This is a genomic window from Adlercreutzia sp. ZJ138, from assembly GCF_011038935.1.
GTDB lineage: Bacteria > Actinomycetota > Coriobacteriia > Coriobacteriales > Eggerthellaceae > ZJ141.
Genome location: NZ_JAAKEA010000007.1, coordinates 83,040 through 101,436, shown reverse-complemented (window position 1 = coordinate 101,436; position 18,397 = coordinate 83,040). Strand labels below are relative to the sequence as shown.

Annotated in this window: 20 protein-coding genes; 9 read left to right on the top strand and 11 right to left on the bottom strand. The window is 54.6% G+C overall.

Annotation, left to right across the window (positions count from 1 at the left end; all coding sequences use genetic code 11):
- Window positions 1–283 precede the first annotated feature (283 nt).
- The 4 genes from G7Y43_RS04730 to G7Y43_RS04715 all read left to right on the top strand — a co-directional run bounded on the left by G7Y43_RS04730 (window position 284) and on the right by G7Y43_RS04715 (window position 3,873).
- Entirely contained in the window at window positions 284–787 is a 504-nt protein-coding gene (locus G7Y43_RS04730) for an NYN domain-containing protein (protein ID WP_165044614.1), read from the top strand.
- Between the two features lie 240 nt (window positions 788–1,027).
- Window positions 1,028–2,170 carry a hypothetical protein gene (locus G7Y43_RS04725; RefSeq protein WP_165044612.1) on the top strand — a complete coding sequence of 381 codons (1,143 nt, stop codon included), beginning with the start codon at window positions 1,028–1,030 and terminating at the stop codon, window positions 2,168–2,170.
- Window positions 2,171–2,422: 252 nt separating this feature from the next.
- On the top strand, window positions 2,423–3,466 hold the full coding sequence (locus G7Y43_RS04720) for a branched-chain amino acid aminotransferase (protein WP_165044626.1): 1,044 nt from the start codon (window positions 2,423–2,425) through the stop codon (window positions 3,464–3,466).
- A gap of 41 nt (window positions 3,467–3,507) precedes the next feature.
- Entirely contained in the window at window positions 3,508–3,873 is a 366-nt protein-coding gene (locus G7Y43_RS04715; protein WP_165044610.1) for a histidine triad nucleotide-binding protein, read from the top strand.
- A gap of 110 nt (window positions 3,874–3,983) precedes the next feature.
- Here the strand turns inward: G7Y43_RS04715 and G7Y43_RS04710 are convergent, their stop codons facing one another.
- The gene (locus G7Y43_RS04710; protein WP_165044608.1) at window positions 3,984–4,949 is read right to left on the bottom strand and encodes a DMT family transporter; all 966 of its coding nucleotides are present in this window, start codon (window positions 4,947–4,949) and stop codon (window positions 3,984–3,986) included.
- 162 nt (window positions 4,950–5,111) lie between these two features.
- Between G7Y43_RS04710 and ybaK the strand changes: the two genes are divergently transcribed.
- Entirely contained in the window at window positions 5,112–5,591 is a 480-nt protein-coding gene (gene ybaK / locus G7Y43_RS04705; RefSeq protein WP_165044606.1) for a Cys-tRNA(Pro) deacylase, read from the top strand.
- Between the two features lie 89 nt (window positions 5,592–5,680).
- Here ybaK and G7Y43_RS04700 read toward each other — a convergent pair whose 3' ends face one another.
- Window positions 5,681–6,109 carry an Rrf2 family transcriptional regulator gene (locus G7Y43_RS04700; RefSeq protein ID WP_165044604.1) on the bottom strand — a complete coding sequence of 143 codons (429 nt, stop codon included), beginning with the start codon at window positions 6,107–6,109 and terminating at the stop codon, window positions 5,681–5,683.
- 85 nt (window positions 6,110–6,194) lie between these two features.
- On the bottom strand, window positions 6,195–7,280 hold the full coding sequence (locus tag G7Y43_RS04695; RefSeq protein ID WP_165044602.1) for a HipA protein: 1,086 nt from the start codon (window positions 7,278–7,280) through the stop codon (window positions 6,195–6,197).
- A gap of 408 nt (window positions 7,281–7,688) precedes the next feature.
- On the opposite strand from G7Y43_RS04695, the gene nifS reads away from it, so the two are divergent.
- Window positions 7,689–8,912 (top strand): cysteine desulfurase NifS, encoded by a 1,224-nt coding sequence (nifS, locus tag G7Y43_RS04690; protein WP_165044600.1) that lies wholly within the window; start codon window positions 7,689–7,691, stop codon window positions 8,910–8,912.
- A 92-nt stretch (window positions 8,913–9,004) separates the two neighbouring features.
- Window positions 9,005–9,436, top strand: a complete 432-nt coding sequence (gene nifU / locus G7Y43_RS04685) for a Fe-S cluster assembly scaffold protein NifU (protein WP_165044624.1) — start codon at window positions 9,005–9,007, stop codon at window positions 9,434–9,436.
- 366 nt (window positions 9,437–9,802) lie between these two features.
- Here nifU and cysK read toward each other — a convergent pair whose 3' ends face one another.
- The 5 genes from cysK to G7Y43_RS04660 all read right to left on the bottom strand — a co-directional run bounded on the left by cysK (window position 9,803) and on the right by G7Y43_RS04660 (window position 14,017).
- A complete protein-coding gene (gene cysK, locus G7Y43_RS04680) occupies window positions 9,803–10,732 on the bottom strand; it encodes a cysteine synthase A (protein ID WP_165044598.1) in 930 nt (309 codons plus the stop codon).
- Between the two features lie 170 nt (window positions 10,733–10,902).
- Window positions 10,903–11,613 (bottom strand): thiamine phosphate synthase, encoded by a 711-nt coding sequence (locus tag G7Y43_RS04675; RefSeq protein ID WP_165044596.1) that lies wholly within the window; start codon window positions 11,611–11,613, stop codon window positions 10,903–10,905.
- Window positions 11,614–11,754: 141 nt separating this feature from the next.
- Window positions 11,755–12,051: a thiamine-binding protein gene (locus G7Y43_RS04670; RefSeq protein WP_165044594.1), complete on the bottom strand. Its 297-nt coding sequence runs from the start codon at window positions 12,049–12,051 to the stop codon at window positions 11,755–11,757.
- A gap of 587 nt (window positions 12,052–12,638) precedes the next feature.
- The gene (locus tag G7Y43_RS04665; protein ID WP_165044592.1) at window positions 12,639–13,613 is read right to left on the bottom strand and encodes a hypothetical protein; all 975 of its coding nucleotides are present in this window, start codon (window positions 13,611–13,613) and stop codon (window positions 12,639–12,641) included.
- Window positions 13,601–14,017 (bottom strand): group II intron maturase-specific domain-containing protein, encoded by a 417-nt coding sequence (locus G7Y43_RS04660; RefSeq protein WP_165044590.1) that lies wholly within the window; start codon window positions 14,015–14,017, stop codon window positions 13,601–13,603. Before G7Y43_RS04660 ends, G7Y43_RS04665 begins: the two co-directional genes overlap by 13 nt.
- Window positions 14,018–14,328: 311 nt before the next feature.
- On the opposite strand from G7Y43_RS04660, the gene G7Y43_RS04655 reads away from it, so the two are divergent.
- Window positions 14,329–14,679, top strand: coding sequence for a type II toxin-antitoxin system VapC family toxin (locus tag G7Y43_RS04655; protein ID WP_241158160.1), 351 nt, complete (start codon window positions 14,329–14,331; stop codon window positions 14,677–14,679).
- Window positions 14,680–14,816: 137 nt separating this feature from the next.
- Entirely contained in the window at window positions 14,817–15,446 is a 630-nt protein-coding gene (locus tag G7Y43_RS04650) for a TetR/AcrR family transcriptional regulator (RefSeq protein WP_165044588.1), read from the top strand.
- Between the two features lie 148 nt (window positions 15,447–15,594).
- Here G7Y43_RS04650 and G7Y43_RS04645 read toward each other — a convergent pair whose 3' ends face one another.
- The 3 genes from G7Y43_RS04645 to thiM form a co-directional block, all read right to left on the bottom strand.
- Window positions 15,595–16,392: an ABC transporter permease subunit gene (locus tag G7Y43_RS04645; RefSeq protein ID WP_165044586.1), complete on the bottom strand. Its 798-nt coding sequence runs from the start codon at window positions 16,390–16,392 to the stop codon at window positions 15,595–15,597.
- A 170-nt stretch (window positions 16,393–16,562) separates the two neighbouring features.
- The gene (locus G7Y43_RS04640) at window positions 16,563–17,285 is read right to left on the bottom strand and encodes an ABC transporter ATP-binding protein (RefSeq protein ID WP_165044584.1); all 723 of its coding nucleotides are present in this window, start codon (window positions 17,283–17,285) and stop codon (window positions 16,563–16,565) included.
- Window positions 17,286–17,501: 216 nt separating this feature from the next.
- Entirely contained in the window at window positions 17,502–18,332 is an 831-nt protein-coding gene (gene thiM / locus G7Y43_RS04635) for a hydroxyethylthiazole kinase (protein ID WP_165044582.1), read from the bottom strand.
- Window positions 18,333–18,397: the final 65 nt, after the last annotated feature.

Genomic DNA, 18,397 nt, shown 5'->3' with positions numbered 1-18,397 from the left:
GTGAAGGCAGGATTGTTGGAAACCTTCGACTATGAAGGCCGCACCTGGATAACTCGCCACAGCGTGGAAGCCCGCAAGGCCGAATCCCCTAAGGCGGGACGCCCCAAGAAAGCGATACTTGCTTAAATATCGCACCTCACAAACACTGGTTCTCTCACCCGACAGCTTCAACCCCGCGCACGAAGACATCGTCATACGAGCAACCGACGACCACATCATAGAATTCGGCGGCCGAGTAGTCTGGTTCCAATCAAAAGACGAGATGGAATGAAGAGATGACATCATGAGCAATATTGCGTACATAGACGGCCAGAATCTCTACATGGCAACTACCATGGGAATCGACCCGTGGCATATGGACATGCGACGGTTTAGAGTGTACTTGCAACAAAAATACCACGTAGACGAAGCGTACTATTTCATTGGCGCATTCGACGATTCCAAGATCGACCTGTACAGTTCACTTCAAAAAGCAGGCTATATCGTCATATGGCGCTTGCACGGCATTAAGCTCAAAAGCAACAAGAAGGGAAATGTGGACGTTGATATCACGTTTCAGATGATGCGAGACCTATACGAGCGCGGGAGCGAGTACGATAAGGTGCTGCTCGTTTCCGGAGATGGCGACTACTACAGAGTCGTGGAGTACTTCGATGAGAAAGACAAGCTAGAAAAGGTGCTTTTGCCCAATAGGCAGTTCGCTTCGTCGCTGTACAAGCGGCTAACACGCAGCAAGTGGGCCTACGTCGACACGCCAGATATGCGTGAGAGATTGAAAAACAGATGAGACGGGGAGCTAAGGTATTAACCGTCGCGGCCCGCCTCGTGTTGATACCTTTATGCTAGCAGACCTGCGCAATAAGTCAAACTCTTTTCTCCGTCTGTTTTAGAAAACTTGACAAGCGAAGGCGATGCTGGCTTAAGGACGATTCGAACGCAAGAATCCCCGCGCATATGGGCGGCAACCCTGCGCGGGGAACAGCAAACACCCCTGCCGACGAATCGGAAAGGCACGGTGAATTGTAACATGGCTAATAAGAAACGCCGTCGTTCATGGGGAAGCGTCACAACTATTACCCGCGATAAGCACGTGTTACGGTGGATGGAAAACACCGAAAACGGCCGCAAACGCCGGTCGCGCACGGTGCGCTGTAGCTATCGCGAAGCGTGCCAGGAACTCGCGCGTTTACAGGTGGCACACGCCGACGATCGCCCGGTGCCAACTGTCGGAGAATGCCACGACGTCTGGTGGCTGCCCTGGATGCAACGTCGCATAGCCGATGGCCTGACAAAGCAAAAGACATTCGACAACTACGAGCTTAACTGGAAAACCCACGCGAAACAGCGCTGGGAAAATGTACCGGTCGATTCGGTAAAGCCGGTTGAAGTGCAAAAGTGGCTACTCGAGTTGCCACATGCTACAGCAAATGTTTCTCTAACCATACTCCGACGCATCTGCGACTTTGCCGTGCAGTACGAGGTAGTTGAGTCAAACAAGTTCCGTATTTCATACGAGATACCTAAACAAAGCGCATACAAGAAACGTGGTGGCCTTCTTACGCTTGAACAAGCCGATGCAGCGCTTTCCGAGCTGCGCGGCTCCTTAGTGGAAGCGCCTTTTATTCTTGCTTGCTTCGGCGGAACACGAACAGGTGAAGCGTGCGGGGCCCGTGCCGACGAAGTTACCTTGATAGAGTTTCATGGTGTGCGTATGGCGTTAGTTCCCATTGTTCGCATGGTGGGCGAAAAAGGATGCGATGCGACACCAGACGGCGTGCTTAAGAACGCGCAAAGCGTAAGAACTGCTGCTATACCCGAGCCGTACGGCACGCGGCTTCATGAGATAGCGTGCGCCCTTCTATCAGACGGGCGCGAGTGGCTTGCCGACCGTGGCGACGGGCTCCCGCTGAACACGCATGCACTCAATCGCTTGTGGGAGCCTTACTCTTTAGCATCCGACGTTCCCTTCGCCAACTTGCGCAAATCATGGCGCACTTTCGCGCAATACGATTGGGGCATCGACTACGACACTTTGGAGCTTTTAATGGGTCATAAGCTTCCCGGAGTAACCGGCACACATTACCTAAAACCATCGCCAGAAAAGCTCGCCGAAGCCCTCGCAAAGGCGTACGCAAAATCAGGCTTTCTTCGCAAAGTTCAAGCAACTTAGGATAAGTTAGGATATTTTACATTCATGAATTACAAAACACCTGGTCAGAATAGGGTAAATATTACACGAAGTTAAAAGTGGATGAAATTCGCCGTGCTCGCGCTTCGCTTCGGTAAAGCAGGAGTAAGATGAGCGCGGCAACAAAGCGGCGGGAAAGACTCGACGGATGCTGCTCTGCGCCGCCTACACGGTGCATTGCTCTGCCCATGCCCTTCCCACCCATGCAAGCACAAAGGTTTTCATAAGGAGACGATACCCATGGAAAAGAAGAATCTGGACTGGGGCAACCTCGGATTCGCCTACATGCCCGCCGATTACAGCTACGTGTGCAACTACCGCAACGGTGTCTGGGAAGAAGGTGGGCTAACTACCGAGCACTCCCTCACGCTGAGTGAATGCGCTGGTATTTTCCATTACTGCCAGGAAATCTTTGAGGGCTTGAAGGCTTATACCGCCGAGAACGGTGACATTGTTTGCTTCCGCCCCGACCTAAACGCCCAGCGCATGGGCGATTCGGCGCAGCGTTTGTGTATGCCCCCCTTCCCCGAAGACCGCTTCGTGGAAGCCGTGAAAGAGGTCGTGCGCGCAAACGCCGCATGGGTGCCACCCTTCGGTTCGGGCGCCACGCTATACATCCGTCCCTTCATGATTGCAACCGGCAACGTTATCGGCGTGAAGCCCGCTGACGAATACCAGTTCCGCATCTTCGTTACGCCGGTGGGCCCTTACTTCAAGGGTGGCGATACCGCCATCACCATCACCGTGGCCGACTACGACCGTGCTGCACCGCACGGCACCGGCAACATCAAAGCCGGCTTGAACTACGCCATGAGCCTGTACCCGGGCGAGAAGGCGCATGCTGCCGGCTATTCTGAGAACCTGTACCTCGACTCGCAGACCCGCACCTACGTGGAAGAAACGGGCGGCGCGAACGTGCTGTTCGTGGATAAGCAAGGCGATCTGATCGTGCCACAGTCGGCAACCGATTCTATTCTTCCCTCCATCACACGCCGTTCGCTGGTTACGGTGGCCAAAGACTACCTGGGACTTACCGTCATCGAGCGCCCCGTGAAATTCGAAGAAGTGTTAAACGGCGACTTTGTGGAATGTGGATTGTGCGGCACCGCTGCGGTTATCTCACCAGTGGGCCATATCGAAGCCGAAGGCGTTGATGTCACGTTCCCCGACGGCACAGAGACGTCCGGCCCCGTGATGAAGAAGCTGCGCGCCACGCTCACCGACATCCAAGCCGGCAAGATCGAAGGACCCGACGGCTGGGTCGTAAAGATCCTGTAACATCATACGCCCGCAACGCACGCGCATCGAAAGGACACCTTATGAGCAACGACTGCCTGTTCTGCAAGATCGTGGCCGGAGATATCCCGTCGGCCAAAGTGTACGAAGACGACCTGTGCTACGCCTTCGACGATATCGAACCCGAAGCGCCGGTGCACACATTGGTAGTTCCCAAACAGCACTTCGACAACCTGCAAGACGGCGTTCCCACCGACCTTTTGGGGCACTTGCTGTCCGTTGTGCCCGAAATTGCAAAGATTAAGGGCGTAAGTGAGTCGGGCTACCGTACTGTCATCAACACCGGCCCCGATTCCGCCGCCACCGTGGGCCATTTGCACCTGCACATACTCGGCGGCACGAAGATGGGGCGTTTCACGTTCGAGAATTCCCAACGCGTGGAGGGTTAGGAAAACAATAGAGAAGAAGACGATCGTGTGCAGGCTTATTGTGTGGCCTGCGCACGATCGTCTAGACGCTGATTAAAGCCGTCCCGTCTGCGCGGGGCTGGCGGAATTAATCAGCGTTTCCCTAACCACGCAGGCACGCACTCACTCACCACAATGGCGGCGAACACGAGCACAAAGCCTGCCACCATAGAAGCAGTGAGCACTTCACCGAGCAACGCCACGCCGAACACCGTGCCGAATATCGACTCGGTCGCCAAGAACAGCGACGCCGACGAAGCGGGTATGTTCGCCACAGCGATGTTTTGAAGACCAAGCGTGATAATGCTCGCCGGAATAGCCAGATACGCCAGCCCACCGATCATCCGCGCATCGAATACCTGCGGGTCAAGCGGCACCCCAAACACCACGGCCCCGATAACTCCCATGACCCCGGCCACCAGGAATTGCAGCCCTGTTATCACCATGATGTCACATCCTGGCGCATATTTCGCCGTTGCCACCAGATGAAGTGCGCAGAAGAGCGCCGACACCAACGTGATGGCATCACCCCACCCAAACCTCGCGCCCTCCGTTGGCTGTAACGCAATAAGCCCTACACCGGCAATACAGAGTACCGCTGCCAGAAGGCTTGTCGACGAAGGCTGGATACGCTGCATAGCCCACGCCACAAACGGGACCATCACGCAGTACGTGGCAGTGAGAAACACGCTTTTCGACGCTGTTGTATCTAACAGCCCAGAGGTGTTACACAAATACGTTGCTCCCGTGAGTACACCGAGGATTATGCTGACGCGAACATGCTTCGCGTCGAAGTTCGCCTTCATGCGGCGAGCCATCACTGCACACAGCACACCGCCCGCAACCAGAAAGCGAATGCCCACAAGCCACACAGGGGCAAGCGCATCCACGGAGTCTTTGATAACGATGGTTCCCATGCCCCAAATAGCCGCCGCAAGCAGCAACATGCAACCGTATCCCCAGTAAGGAATGCGGCTCTGCTTGGAAGGCGTGGCAGGCTTAGGGCTCACGTCGTATGAAGAATGCGTCGCGCGGACGCTGTCAGATGTGTGCTTCATAGCAAACGATTGTATCAGACGCCGTGCAAGGTTTCGTTACTCCACCATCTACCCACGGCTCAATGCCAGTGGTAAATACCGGTACGCAACGACAAAGCACAACAAGCCCACCCGGCACGTTTTTCACCCCATACGGCACTTATGCGCTAAGATATTGGCACTATGACGAAACCAGATGGAAAAACCAACGCCATCCGCACGCTCGATGCAGCGCACGTTACCTACACCTTCCTTACCTTCGAATGCGACGGCGCGCTTGCGGGCACCGAGGTGGCAGCTAAACTCGGACAAGACCCCGACTGCGTGTTCAAAACCTTAGTCACGCAAGGGAAATCGGGGGAGTCTTACGTATTCATGATCCCCGTTGCTGCAGAACTCGACTTGAAGAAAGCCGCTGCGGCAGCTGGTGAGAAGGCTATTCATATGATCAAGTCACGAGATCTGTTACCGCTCACCGGGTACATTCACGGAGGATGCTCGCCCATCGGCATGAAAAAGCGCTTCCCCACGTTCGTCGACGAAACTGCCCAGCTGTTCGATCGCATCATGTTCTCGGGAGGGCGCATCGGTTGTCAGATCCAGCTTGCCCCCGATGATCTGGCAGTAGTGGTGCCGTTCTCATACGCCGATCTGACTGTTTAGGAAAACACGAAGACGAAAAAACACTGGTGAATTCCGCCAACCCTGCATTTACAGGGAGACTTTAATCAGTGTCTCCTTGCGAAGAACCGTCAGATCACATACATGTTCACATCGGCACCGCGTTCGAGCACGTCTTGCAACGTGATACTCGCAAGATAGTCGGCCATAACGCGTTCGAGTCCGAGCCAGATGTCCTTCGACAGGCAAAAGCTATCGCGCGGACATGCGAGCGCGCCATTCGCGCAATCGAGAAGCCCCAGGCCGTCTTCGGTGGCTGCCACAATATCGGCGCAGGTGATATGACGAGGATCGCGCGCAAGCTCGTAGCCACCTTGGTTGCCCCGTGTCACATGCAGCAGCCCTGCCGATACCAGCGGTGCCACCACCTGCTCCATATACTTCTTCGATATCTCCTGCCGCTCAGCAATGTCGCGAAGCGCCACACGACCTGCTCCCCAATGCTGGGCGAGATCGATCATGAGCCTCATTCCGTATCGAGTTTTTGTCGAGATCCTCATTCGAGCTCCCTCCTCGCTCACCACCCCGCCCCTCTTATCGAGCATATCTTTGAGGCGAAGTGCGTTGCGGAAATGCGTACTTCGTCTACGCCAAAATATCAGTGATCATGCGGTCCTTCAGGCGGTTAACGGCGGCGAGCTTCCATGTGGGGTAGCCAAGCCCTGGATCGGTGTACTCGAAGTCCATGAGCGCTATCAACTTCGCGCGAATACTGGGCGTAAGCAGCGCGCGGGCTATGCTTACGAACGTTGTGCCGATCTTTGGTCCAATCATGCTCAGGTAAGTGTCGAAGTCATCGTACTCCATCATCATAGGCAGACATGCCATGTTCTGATCGAACAGCGGCGCCATATGCAAAATTTCGCCCGTGTCGTTGTCGACCAAAAAACCGTAGTTGCCCGCATGACGGTCGACATTGGCCGTGACGGCATCCATGACAACCATCTCGCGAAAGCGCTCTTCTGAGTTATTGCGCTTACAAAACGCAAGCATATCCTCGATGTCGAAAGGTCCATCAAAGAAGCGATGAGCCGACACGAATCCGACTTTTTCCGAGGTAAACAGAGGGCACTTGCTGGCAAGCTTGCCATGATAGTTCACGATGGTATAGGGAACATGATCGATGCTTGCTGCATCGAGTACATTGGATGCGAGCACCTCCGAATAGGGCTCAAACCCAGCGTTTGCATAGCCCGACGATCCGCGCTTGAGAAGCGAGATTTCATTTCCTTCGCGAACCCAGCATTTCGCAAAGGAACCAGAGGTGGCGTACTCGGGCGAAGTGGGAGAATTCTGTCGGCCGTACATGCCGGTTCCGTCGAAAGCAATGCGTGCAATCACGTCGTCAAACGGATTGTGATACAGCGATACCTCGTTCCAAGAGATGTTCTCGTCTGCCCGCTTCATCCAGAACGTGTCAGTGAGCGAGAGACAACGTGCCATCGCAATAAAGTCGTGTCGCGTGGTAAGTCCTAACTCGCGCATGAGTTTTTCGATTGATGTGCGATGCTTGGCTATTTGACGCCCATCAATCCAGTCATTGATGTTCACAAACCCGTAAGGAAGATATGCGTCAAAACGCTCAATTACGCTGTATCGATAATCGTCGAGCTGTTTCTCTTCCCGATACGTTGCCACAACCACATCTTTGTTCATCAGCTGGTAGAGCATCAAGCACCTCCTCCACGTTCATTGCTCGACTTCCCATTATACTACCAGGCTTTCGTGTTTCGATTTCCTTGCTGAGGGATTGAGGAAGGGGTCATATGTCGGTCATGCATCCGTTGAGTGCGTAAGAGGCTGCTCTTGATGCTTAGAAAACCGAGCACGTTACTCAGAGAAGAGGGGGCAGGCATGCCGTGCTCACACAGTGCTCGCTTCGCTGCGCAACTGCGCGCGGCACACCTGCCCCCTCTTCTCGAGCGTTGCTTTAAGGCGAGGTGCATTGTGGGCATTGGGCTTGGTTTCACGTCCGTTCATCTAAAACCTACCATTTCACTTGACTATCGTTTCGGTCGAACGGTAATATTCCTAGTATTCTACTAGGAATACGAACTTGCATCTGAGAGGACCAAGCACATGAGAACTATATACCTCGACAACGCAGCCACCACGCGCGTTCGCGACGACGTACTGGCAGCTATGCTTCCCTTCTTCACCGAAGAATACGGCAACCCGTCATCCATCTACCAGTTGGGACAGAACGCCTCCGATGCCGTGGCCGATGCGCGCGAGACTATCGCGCACGCTATCGGAGCGAAGCCGAAACAGGTGTTTTTCACCAGCGGTGGGTCGGAGTCGGATAACTGGGCTATCAAGGGCACAGCGTGGGCAGCGCGAGATCGCGGCAACCACATCATCACGAGTGCGGTCGAGCATCATGCTGTGTTACACGCCTGCCAGGCACTCGAGCGCGAGGGTTTCGAAGTCACTTACTTGCCTGTTGACGCCGACGGCCTGGTGAGTGTACACGATTTCGAAGCTGCCATCAGGCCCGATACCGTACTCGCTTCCATCATGTTTGCAAACAACGAAATAGGCACGCTGCAACCCATACGAAAGCTTGCCGCCATCGCGCACGAACATGGCGTCATTTTCCACACCGATGCCGTGCAGGCACTCGGTCACGAACACATTGATGTGCGCGAACTTGGCGTCGATTTGCTGTCGGCCTCGGCGCACAAGCTGTACGGCCCAAAGGGTGTGGGGCTGCTCTACATCGGCGCAAACGTGAAGCCGCGCAACTTGATCGACGGCGGACAGCAAGAACGCGGCCGACGCGCTTCCACCGAAAACGTGCCTAGCATCGTTGGTTTCGCGAAGGCAGTCGAACTTGCCTGCGCTGAACGTGAAGCTGAACATAAGCGTCAAACCACGCTGCGCGACCATGCCATACGTCGCATCATGGACGAGATTCCCTACAGCAAGCTGAATGGGCATCCCACGAAGCGCTTGGCGAATAACGTAAACATTAGTTTCGAATTCATCGAAGGCGAAGGTATGCTGCTGCAGCTATCGTTTCGGGGAATATGCGTCTCCAGTGGCAGCGCTTGTACGTCTGGCTCGCTCGATCCCAGCCATGTGCTGCTGGCCATTGGGCTTCCCCACGAGATCGCCCATGGATCAATGCGCCTCACTATCGGACGCGACACCACACGTGACGACATCGACTACGCGGTTGACACCCTTGCGCAAACCATCGCGAACCTGCGCGCAATGAGTCCGCTTTGGGAAGACTTCCAGGCAGGAAACGCAACCTCGATTATCGAAGAGCGCTTCTCTGGTATGGCTGCGCAGGAATAACGAACGACTCGCTTGCGGCTGTGTACTGCGTTCGCAAGCACGCTCAAATACAACGTAAACTCTCCCAGTGAACAGGAGCACCTATCATGGCAATGAATTATTCCGAGAAGGTTATCGATCACTTCACCAACCCCCGAAATGTCGGCGAGATCAGTTGCGCATCTGGTTGCGGTACCGTCGGTAACGCGGTGTGCGGCGACATCATGCGTGTGTATTTGGATATCGACGACAACCAAGTGATTCGCGACGCGAAGTTCAAGACGTTCGGCTGCGGCGCGGCCATAGCCACCAGCTCTATGGCAACGCTGCTCATCAAAGGCAAAACCGTTCAGGAAGCACTTGAGGTTACCAACAAGGCAGTCATGGAAGCACTCGACGGCTTGCCGCCCGTGAAAGTACACTGCTCTCTTCTGGCTGAAGAAGCCATCCATGCGGCACTGTGGGACTACGCCGAAAAGCACAACCTAACCATTGAGGGGCTGGAAAAGCCCGTAGATGACATCGAAGAGCTCGAGCATCACTAGCGCCAAGATCGCGAAAGACGCACGAAACAGCAACGCCCTTACCTTCGCACAATCAGCGGAGATAAGGGCGCTTGTGTTACTTCGCGCACGGTACGCGCGGTGCGCACAGGGATGAGCGAGGTGTACCGTATTCAAACAGTGCTCGCCATTCCCACAATACGCCTCACTTCAAAACTACGCTCCGAGAAGAGGGGCGGGGCACGCCGTGCTCACACAGTGCTCGCTTTGCTGCGCAACTGCGCGCGGCACGCCCCGCCCCTCTTCTCGGGAATGCGCAACTGCGCGCGGCATACCCTGCCCCTCTTCTCGGGAATGCGCAACTGCGCGCGGCATACCCTGCCCCTCTTCTCGGAGTTGAACGTGTATTTAGAACCCGAACATCGCCGTGGTCAGGTAGCGCTCACCGGTGTCGGGTAATATGACCACGATCATCTTGCCCTTGTTTTCGGGACGCTGCGCGAGCTTCGCCGCAGCCGCTACGGCAGCACCCGACGATATGCCTACGAGCAGCCCCTCTTTGCCAGCCAACTCGCGCCCAACAGCAAACGCTTCTTCGTCTTCGATAGTGAGCACCTCGTCATAAACGCTGGTGTCGAGTGTGTCCGGCACGAAACCCGCACCAATACCCTGGATTTTATGCGCCCCCGCACGCCCCTGCGACAGCACCGGAGAGGACGCCGGCTCCACGGCAACCACCTTGATATCGGGGTTTTTCGACTTCAGGAAACGGCCCACGCCAGACAACGTACCGCCGGTTCCCACGCCCGAAACGAAAATATCGACCTTGCCGTCGGTCGCTTCCCAGATTTCCGGACCGGTGGTTGCTTCATGGACAGCAGGGTTCGCAGGATTAGTGAACTGACCTGGAATGAACGAGTTCGGAATCTGCTCGGCCAGCTCGTTTGCCTTCTCGATGGCTCCCGTCATACCCCGCGCCCCGTCGGTAAGCACGAGTTCGGCACCGTATGCCTTCATGAGATTGCGGCGTTCAACCGACATGGTTTCAGGCATGGTGATGATGATACGGTTGCCACGCGCAGCAGCCAACGCGCACAGCCCAATGCCAGTGTTTCCCGACGTGGGCTCGATGAGCACGGTGTCGTCGTTGACCAGACCAGCACGCACTGCTTCCTCGATCATGTTCTTGGCAACGCGATCCTTCACCGATCCAGCGGGGTTTACCAGCTCAACCTTGCCGATGATGGTTGCCTCAAGCCCGTTGTTGCGCTCAAAGTTGCGCAGCTCCAACAGCGGGGTGTTGCCAATCAGGTCGGCAACGCTTTGATACACGGTCATTGTGAATCCTCTCTTTCGTTTCAACAGCGAATACCAAATGTGCAAGCAAGTCCGGAATTTGACCATCAAGCTAGCGATGAGATCAACAGCAACGCCCACACAGAGCACTCGTAACGAACGAAACCTGTTTAATAGCTGTTATCCTACTAGTTACCTAGGTTTTGTCAACTTTAATTGTTGCCTTCACGCGAATCTTCCGCACGCCATGCGTCTACCAAGCTTTTCGCTGATTCATATGGGTTGGTGGCACCGCATACTGCCGACACCACGAAAAAGCCCGCCACACCCGTGCTGCGCACAAGCGGCACATCAGCCAACTTCACGCCGCCGCCAACCACAATAGGAACGGGACTTGCCTGCGCGAGCTGCCGGAGGTCATCGAAGTCTTTCGTGATGACGTTGCCTTGCGCATCCATGCCGCAATCGGGCTTCGTGGCAGTTTCGTGCAATGGCCCCACACCCAAGTAGTCGACCACACTCATGTCGGCAGTCTTCACGTACTCGAGCATCTCAGCCGTCCGCGCCGACAGTCCCACGATAGCATCCGGCCCCAACAGCTCACGACACACGTCAACGGGTATGTCGGATTGCCCCACATGCACGCCATCGACCTTCGCTCCTCGCGCCCGCGCGGCCAATGCCACGTCAACGCGGTCGTCCACCAAAAGCGCCACCTGTTCGCCCATACCCCGCCGAGCAATGACATCGGCAACAGCAACTGTACAGTCGATAAGTTCGCGCGCTGAGCACTCCTTCGAGCGCACCTGCACACACGTAAAACCCGCATCGATAGCCTGCCCCACCACGTCGGCCACAGCACGACCGTTTGTATTCTCGGGGCCTATCACCAGATAGGCAGAAATATCCAACGAACCTTTCATAGGTAAACCTCCCCTTCCCTTCTCTTCAATCCTGCGGCTTTGTGAGAGTGCACTACGGAAACGCTGATTAAAGGGTGAGAAATGTGCCAAAGGTCACACCTCATAGCACGCTCTCACCCTTTAACACTATAGAACACTCCGTTACTTCAGAATCGCGTCGACTTTCGCCACTTTCTCTTCCATCATATTCTCGAAGCCCGGGCGTACGTCGGCCTTTAGCACCACCTCGGTGCGAATACCCTTCTCTGCCAGTACGAACGTGGCATCACGAACCACGCGAAACACCTCGTCCCATTCGCCCTCGATCTCGGTGAACATAGAATTTGTGCGATTCGGCAAACCTGATTCGCGAATAACGCGCACCACCTCGGCAACCTCGGCGGCAAGCTCATCTCCCACACCGAGTGGTGCAATAGCAACAGCAACAAGCGTATTCATAACGTCTGACTCCTTTCGTCATACCTTCATTTCCCCAAAGAAAGCTCGTACGCGAACGGCAAGCAAACTATGGCGTCGCCATAGGGTCACACCTAATACCTTTGGCACATGTGACCCTGTACATTTCTTTCCAAATTCGGATCATTTTACGGCATGGGAAGTTAGGGTTCGAAGGAATTTTACTCTGTCAGTCTGTTTTCATAACTACCTGCTACAATCAAGCTGTCCGTGCGGGCCGTTTCGGACGTAAGTCCAAGGGCTACAATCGTTGACATCAAATAGCGTTAATACCTGTCATATGAGTCACAAAAGCCGCCGAACGGTGAGGAAGCACCTTCTGGAGCTTTCGTTTCTGTCATTCAGCGACAAGCTCTTCGACCTCGGTCTTGTTCACGGAATCAGTCGAAAAGCAGAGCGCCCCTTCCTTTGTGGCACAGCAGTGTTCATGGTGCTCCTTTGGGTAGGGATACTCATCTTCTGGCTCTATCAAATTGGCCAGACCCCCCTCTAGCCCCTCAGCACGTCCCCATCACGGCATAGAGTATCTCTTCATTTCTCTTGCTCTTTGGCCGTCTCGGCACAATGGGCTACGAACGAACAGACGCACTCTGTAACCCACTGCATCCGTTTTCGATTATTCCGTCAATAATGGCTTTCACAACATATGGATTGTTATACCGCCCGTACATCGATACACCTCTGCGCATCAGTTCAGCATTGGCTCTGTAACAACAGTCAAGCACAACATCTTTGTCTAATGCACGTCGCATGCTGTCAAGATCGCGAAAGCACAGCCTGAAACTGTTCGGGAGCGATTTATAGGAGCCCCGACGCCGTTTGATGCCTCTCGGCAAATACCCACCTTCCGGCTTTTTCACGTTGATGAAACCACATACGCGCTCTCTGCCCCAGTGTTTGTCCTTGTAAATGACCAGCGTTTCAGCGTTTTGAACAGATACACAACAAAGCCTTTGTCCTCTACCTGTGGACGGCAGGGCCGTAGCTATCCAGATTTTCCCTGCTGTATCAGATGGTGCAGCTATAGTCGCATTTACGTATGTTTGCAGGATGTCGAGAATGTGTTCGAATTCAGAGAGCTTCGCAAGTCTCTCGAATTGATCCAGCTTGGCTGCATCTTCGTTGAAAAGAAATGTTGACTTACGTTTAGGAAGCTTTTCTCTCTCCCAAGGTATCGGCACGCCCCAACTGTCACCAGTATCCACCATCACGACGTCATTTCCTCTTGGGCGTCCTGTCTTCATAACGTTTCTCAGCGAATAGCCCTTGGATTCTAATGCAGCGATAACTTGCGTCTCGGCGAAATCGAGCTGCTGCACATCGCCTTGGACAGGTGCCCACCACATGCGCTCGATAACGCGGAGAGGTTCTTCCTTGGCATATTCATGTTTATGTTGGACGTGTCTGTCTCGCACGTCTTTAGACTTGCCAACGTAATACATTCCGTCAGTGAACCTGTATACATAGATCCCAAAGCAGTTATCTGACGTGAAGTCTCCCGAAATCGAGTCGCGATCAGGAGTGGCTATTTCTACGAACTCCAAAGTAATCTCCTATAATCGCACAACAGCAAGCGTTCAATGTAGTCCGAGAAAAACAGATAGCCTTGACGGCGTAACTGCTCGGTTTTGATTGCCATACTCATTATTGGACTTCCTGCTACACGCCAGTAAGCCTTACGAGTGTTGGCAAACTCCCACGCCTTGCCCTTTTCAATGCCACATTTCTGTAGCATCTTGAATCGGGTGCGAACACGTTTCCACTGCTTCCAGTAGACCATGCGAATACGTCTGCGCATCCATTGGTCAGTGTCTTTTAACAGCATCTTTATGTCCGCCAGCTTGAAGTAGTTGACCCATCCATGTACAAACCATGTTACCGCTTTTGGTCTGTACTCATTAGACATAGCATTGCTTCGTGCGGTGAGTTCTCGAATGCGCTCTTTCATCGTCTTGATGCTTTTGGGATGTACACGAAAGCAGCACGTGCACCACACGGTCAACTACGGTAGGTATTCCGAGTTTTCTTACCTTGCCTTTCTCTTTCTTAGGAATCTCTACCCTAAGCACAGGGCTTGGGGTATACCTTCCCTCTTTGATTTGTATTGCAGCCTTACCCGCCCACCTACGCCTAATGCGATTTCTGTTCGTCAGGCCAGAGGTTTGCCTTAAGGCAACCTTTCAGATTCCACCTCGCGATGGACACCCTTGCCTTTGGCTATACACTTCCCGCTATCGGGCGTGCTAGGGACTTTCACCCATGAGAAACGTGCGCATGCTCGGAGAACAGCTGATAAGCTGCGATTTATTTCGCGTTGAAGTGCGCAATTCTTTTTGGAAGTACGTCGTCGCTCAAATAATGTCTGAGGAATGTGCACAAAAACGAGCAGCTATCGCCATCGACTATGTTGATACATACATTCCTATTGAAGAACTCAGCGACGAAGCGTTCCTTGAAGCAATCCGACACAAGCACCCCGTATACGATATGCTCTACTTTTGTTTAGCTCGGCGTAAGGGTGCAACCTTGATGACGCTCGACAAAAAACTCGCGAAACTCTGCCAAGACACCGGCGTGAACTGCATCGAAGAAGTGGCGCTTTACGCTTAAGCCCCTCGGCGGGGCACTAGGAACGAACAGAGACACTGGGGATCTGTTGTTCTTCATATACTTACCGTGGCAGAGACTATCCATGCGCTACTATGGTGTGCAGTTGCTGACCGACGAGTCAACAAAGGAGAGCTGCCGTGGCAAAGCATGGAGATTTCGACCACCTTCCAAAAGATCGTCAAGAGGCCCTGATCGCAGCTGGCGTGGAAACGTTCGGGCGTGTGGGCTACAAGGATGCCCGCACCGATGACATCGCGCATAGGGCCGGCATTTCCAAGGGGCTGCTGTTCTTCTATTTCCACAACAAGCGCGACTTCTATTTTTACTTAATACAGTGCATGCGAGAAAGAGCGGTGGCTGCAGTTGTTGGTCCGCAGTATTGGGAAATTGACGATTACTTTGATTTGATGCGGTATTGCGCCGAGACGAAGATGGCTATGTTCGCGCAGTTTCCCTATTTGATCGAGTTTTGTCTGCGTGCGTTCTACCCGCAGCACAAAGATGTGAGCGACACGGCAATGCGCTGGATGTATGGGCAGGTGGACGAGCTACTTGAGCAGTATTTTCACCATGTGCGCACCGATAAGTTCCGTGACGGCGTTACTATGAAGCAGGTGACCGACCTGCTCATTTGGTTAGCTGACGGCTATATGCACCAGCAACAAAGCCTAGGACGCGCCATTGTGTGGGACGAGATGATGGTCGAGTTCAAGTCGTGGTGTGAGATGGTACGCGCATGGGCTTATCGCCCGGAATATCTGGGGTAGGAAGCGAAACAATCGGATGCAATAAGCGAAAGCAGCAGACGCGATGAATGAAGCTGACAGGTGGCGCTAGCTTAGGATAGCGTGCCGCTAGCTTAGGATCGCGTAGAACAGCTCGACGCTTGTGCGGAACAGCCAACAACGTTTGCGCCTATACGCTTAAATCGCGGCGTGTGAAGGCCAGCACCCCCAAGGCGAACAGCCCGCAGCCGATAGCGCCCAGCAGCAGAGCATCCGTCACGGCACCGGCGGTATTCGATACCAGATCGGTTGCTTGATACAGCTCATAAGGGTTCGCTACTTTCAGAATGTCCCAGTCTTTTTGCAGGTCAGCAAGCATTCCCATAAGATAGAACAAAAGGCACACTCCGGCTCCCGCAAAGAACCCTCTGTCGGGGCGAGACAGCACACACACGCCAAGAAAGACGAGTCCGCCCATAAAAAGCCAAAGTCCCAGCAGTCCCGCATTGGCCCGCAGCAGAGCGGATACATCCAAGTCGCCGGGGAACAGCAGTGCCGCGCACGCTATTTCGCACAAGGTAGTGGCCACAAGTAGGCCAATCAGCAAAGCCGCGAATGCACCGATAAAAGAAAGCACAATGCAGCGACGCGTCAACGGAAGAGCTAGCGTGAAAGCAAGCGATCCGCTTTCGAGGGGCTTGACCAGCTTCTTGTGTACCGCCATCAGCATAAACGCCAAGGGGAACAGTACCAAAAGGAACTTCTGAAGATAGTTCACCATGAAATCAACTAACGTGGTTGTGGGGGAAGCCATGCCGAAAGCGGCAAACAGTTCCGGCATGGCTTCTTGCATGGTGCTCAGGCTGGCTTCCAGCGAGGGGTCATACATGATCACGATGCAAACTACGTACAGCGCTATCACGCCGAAAAACATCAGTGCGGAAAACAGGTTCGATTTGATTTCACGTCTCACAAGAATCAGGTTCATGGGAGTTCCTTTCGTCGCCTACGTTAACTGGCGTTATGCTGTGCGTTGGTGAGCATTGTGTCAGCCGGCCGGTGAACGAGCGCCACACTACGTGGTGACCAACTGGCGAAGGGATGTCGTGCCTTGTGCCAGCCCGCGTTCTTGCTCGTCGGCGTCGTTCCACGTGCTAGCTAGCTGGCGTCGTGCCATGTGCCGGCCAGCGCGTCTTCTCCGTACAAATTAACCAGCGCGCCATCCATGGTTAGCTCGGCCGGTTTACATTCCATGATGCGTCGCCCATGGCGAATGAACAGAACGCGATCACACAGCCGTTCCACCTCTCCCAACAAATGCGACGACATGAGCACCGTAGCACCCCGCGCGCGCTCAGCTTGCACAAGCTCGACAAAACGCCGTTGCATAAGCAGATCAAGACCGGTTGTGGGCTCATCAAGCAGCAGCACGTCGGGTGTGTGAAAAAACGCGCAGACAATTCCAACTTTCTGCTTGTTTCCTTTCGACATGGACCCTATGCGCATGCTGGAGTCAAGCTCGAAGAATTCGATGAGACGCTGTATGCGCCCCAGGTCGTGCAGTTCGCGCACCTGCGCCTGAAAGCGCAAGAAGGCGTCGGCGGTCATGTGGGGTGGCAGGGCCAATTCTCCGGGCAGGTAACCAAGCGTGCGCTGGATGCGATCGCGATGCGCAAAGCAGTCAAGGCCTGCAATGCGGGCGCATCCCTGGTCTGCGCGGATGAAACCCATAAGGGTGCGCAGCGTCACGGTCTTTCCAGCGCCGTTTGCCCCCAGAAAGCCCAGCACTTCACCGGGTGCAACGGAAAACGTCAGGTCAAACACGCCTCGGTTGTGCCCGTAGTCTTTGGTGAGCCCCTCTACGTGAACGATGTCAGCCATGGGCGTTTCCCTCCTGTCGCGCCGAAGAGCCGGCGGTTGAGTACCTGATAGCCACAACCTTAGTGTGTTGACTCGATTTAGGAAGCCCCCTGTGCTGACATTTCCTCAGTTTTACTGCTGCCAATTTGGCGCAAATTGACCTAACCCTATTGTCACAATCAACCTCACAATCAAGCGGGACAAGAGACCATCCCTGTTGTCCCGCTTGTATTACGCCTACTCGACCGTAAGCTCGCAGTGTGCAATGTCGGTGGGCTGGATGAGATAGAGTTCGTCGATAAACGCCTGTTTGAACGACGCCGGTGCCGCGTGTGTAGCGGCCGCACGCAGCCCCACGACGTTGTAATGTGCCGTTGCCGCAAGCGCCGCCGTGAACGGATCGGTTACGGCAGCATACACGGCGCAGACGCCGCCCAGTGAGCAACCGAAACCCGTCACGCGCTCCATCAGCTCAGAGCCACCCTGCACATGAACGATCGTCGTACCGTCGGTCACCAGGTCAACCTCACCCGACACCGCAACCGCACCACCCGTATAGCGAGCCAGCGCGCAAGCAGCACCTCGTGCTGCGTCAACCGCATCAGTCGTATCAACGCCATGAGCACGTCCCAGCTCCGATGCGTCGCCTTCAAGCTCCCATAAGCCCGCAAGCGCAATGATCTCCGACGCATTGCCACGAACGATTCGCGGCTTGAACGGCTTGAGGGCGCTTAAGATATCGGTGCGCAGCTGTCCGATGCCAATACCCACCGGATCGAGCACGCATGTTTTGCCCGCAGCGTGCGCGGCTTTCACAACCGCGGGGATTGTCTGCTCGTGTACCGGCAGTAGCGTTCCCATATTCACGTACACGGCGTCACCCGCTGCCACCAGCGCTTCGCCCTCGTCAGGCAAATACACCATGGCCGCCGATCCGCCGACGGCAAGCTGGGCGTTCGCCACGAAGTCCGTGGTTACACCGTTGGTTACCGAACCCGCTAACGGTCGCCGCTCGCGCACGGCAAGCACGGCTTCCTCAATGCCCTTTCTCAATTGTTCCGCATTCATTCCACTCCCCTTTCTCATTCGCTGGCTCAACACCCATCCCAACGCCGTGGGCCTTCGTTTGGGTG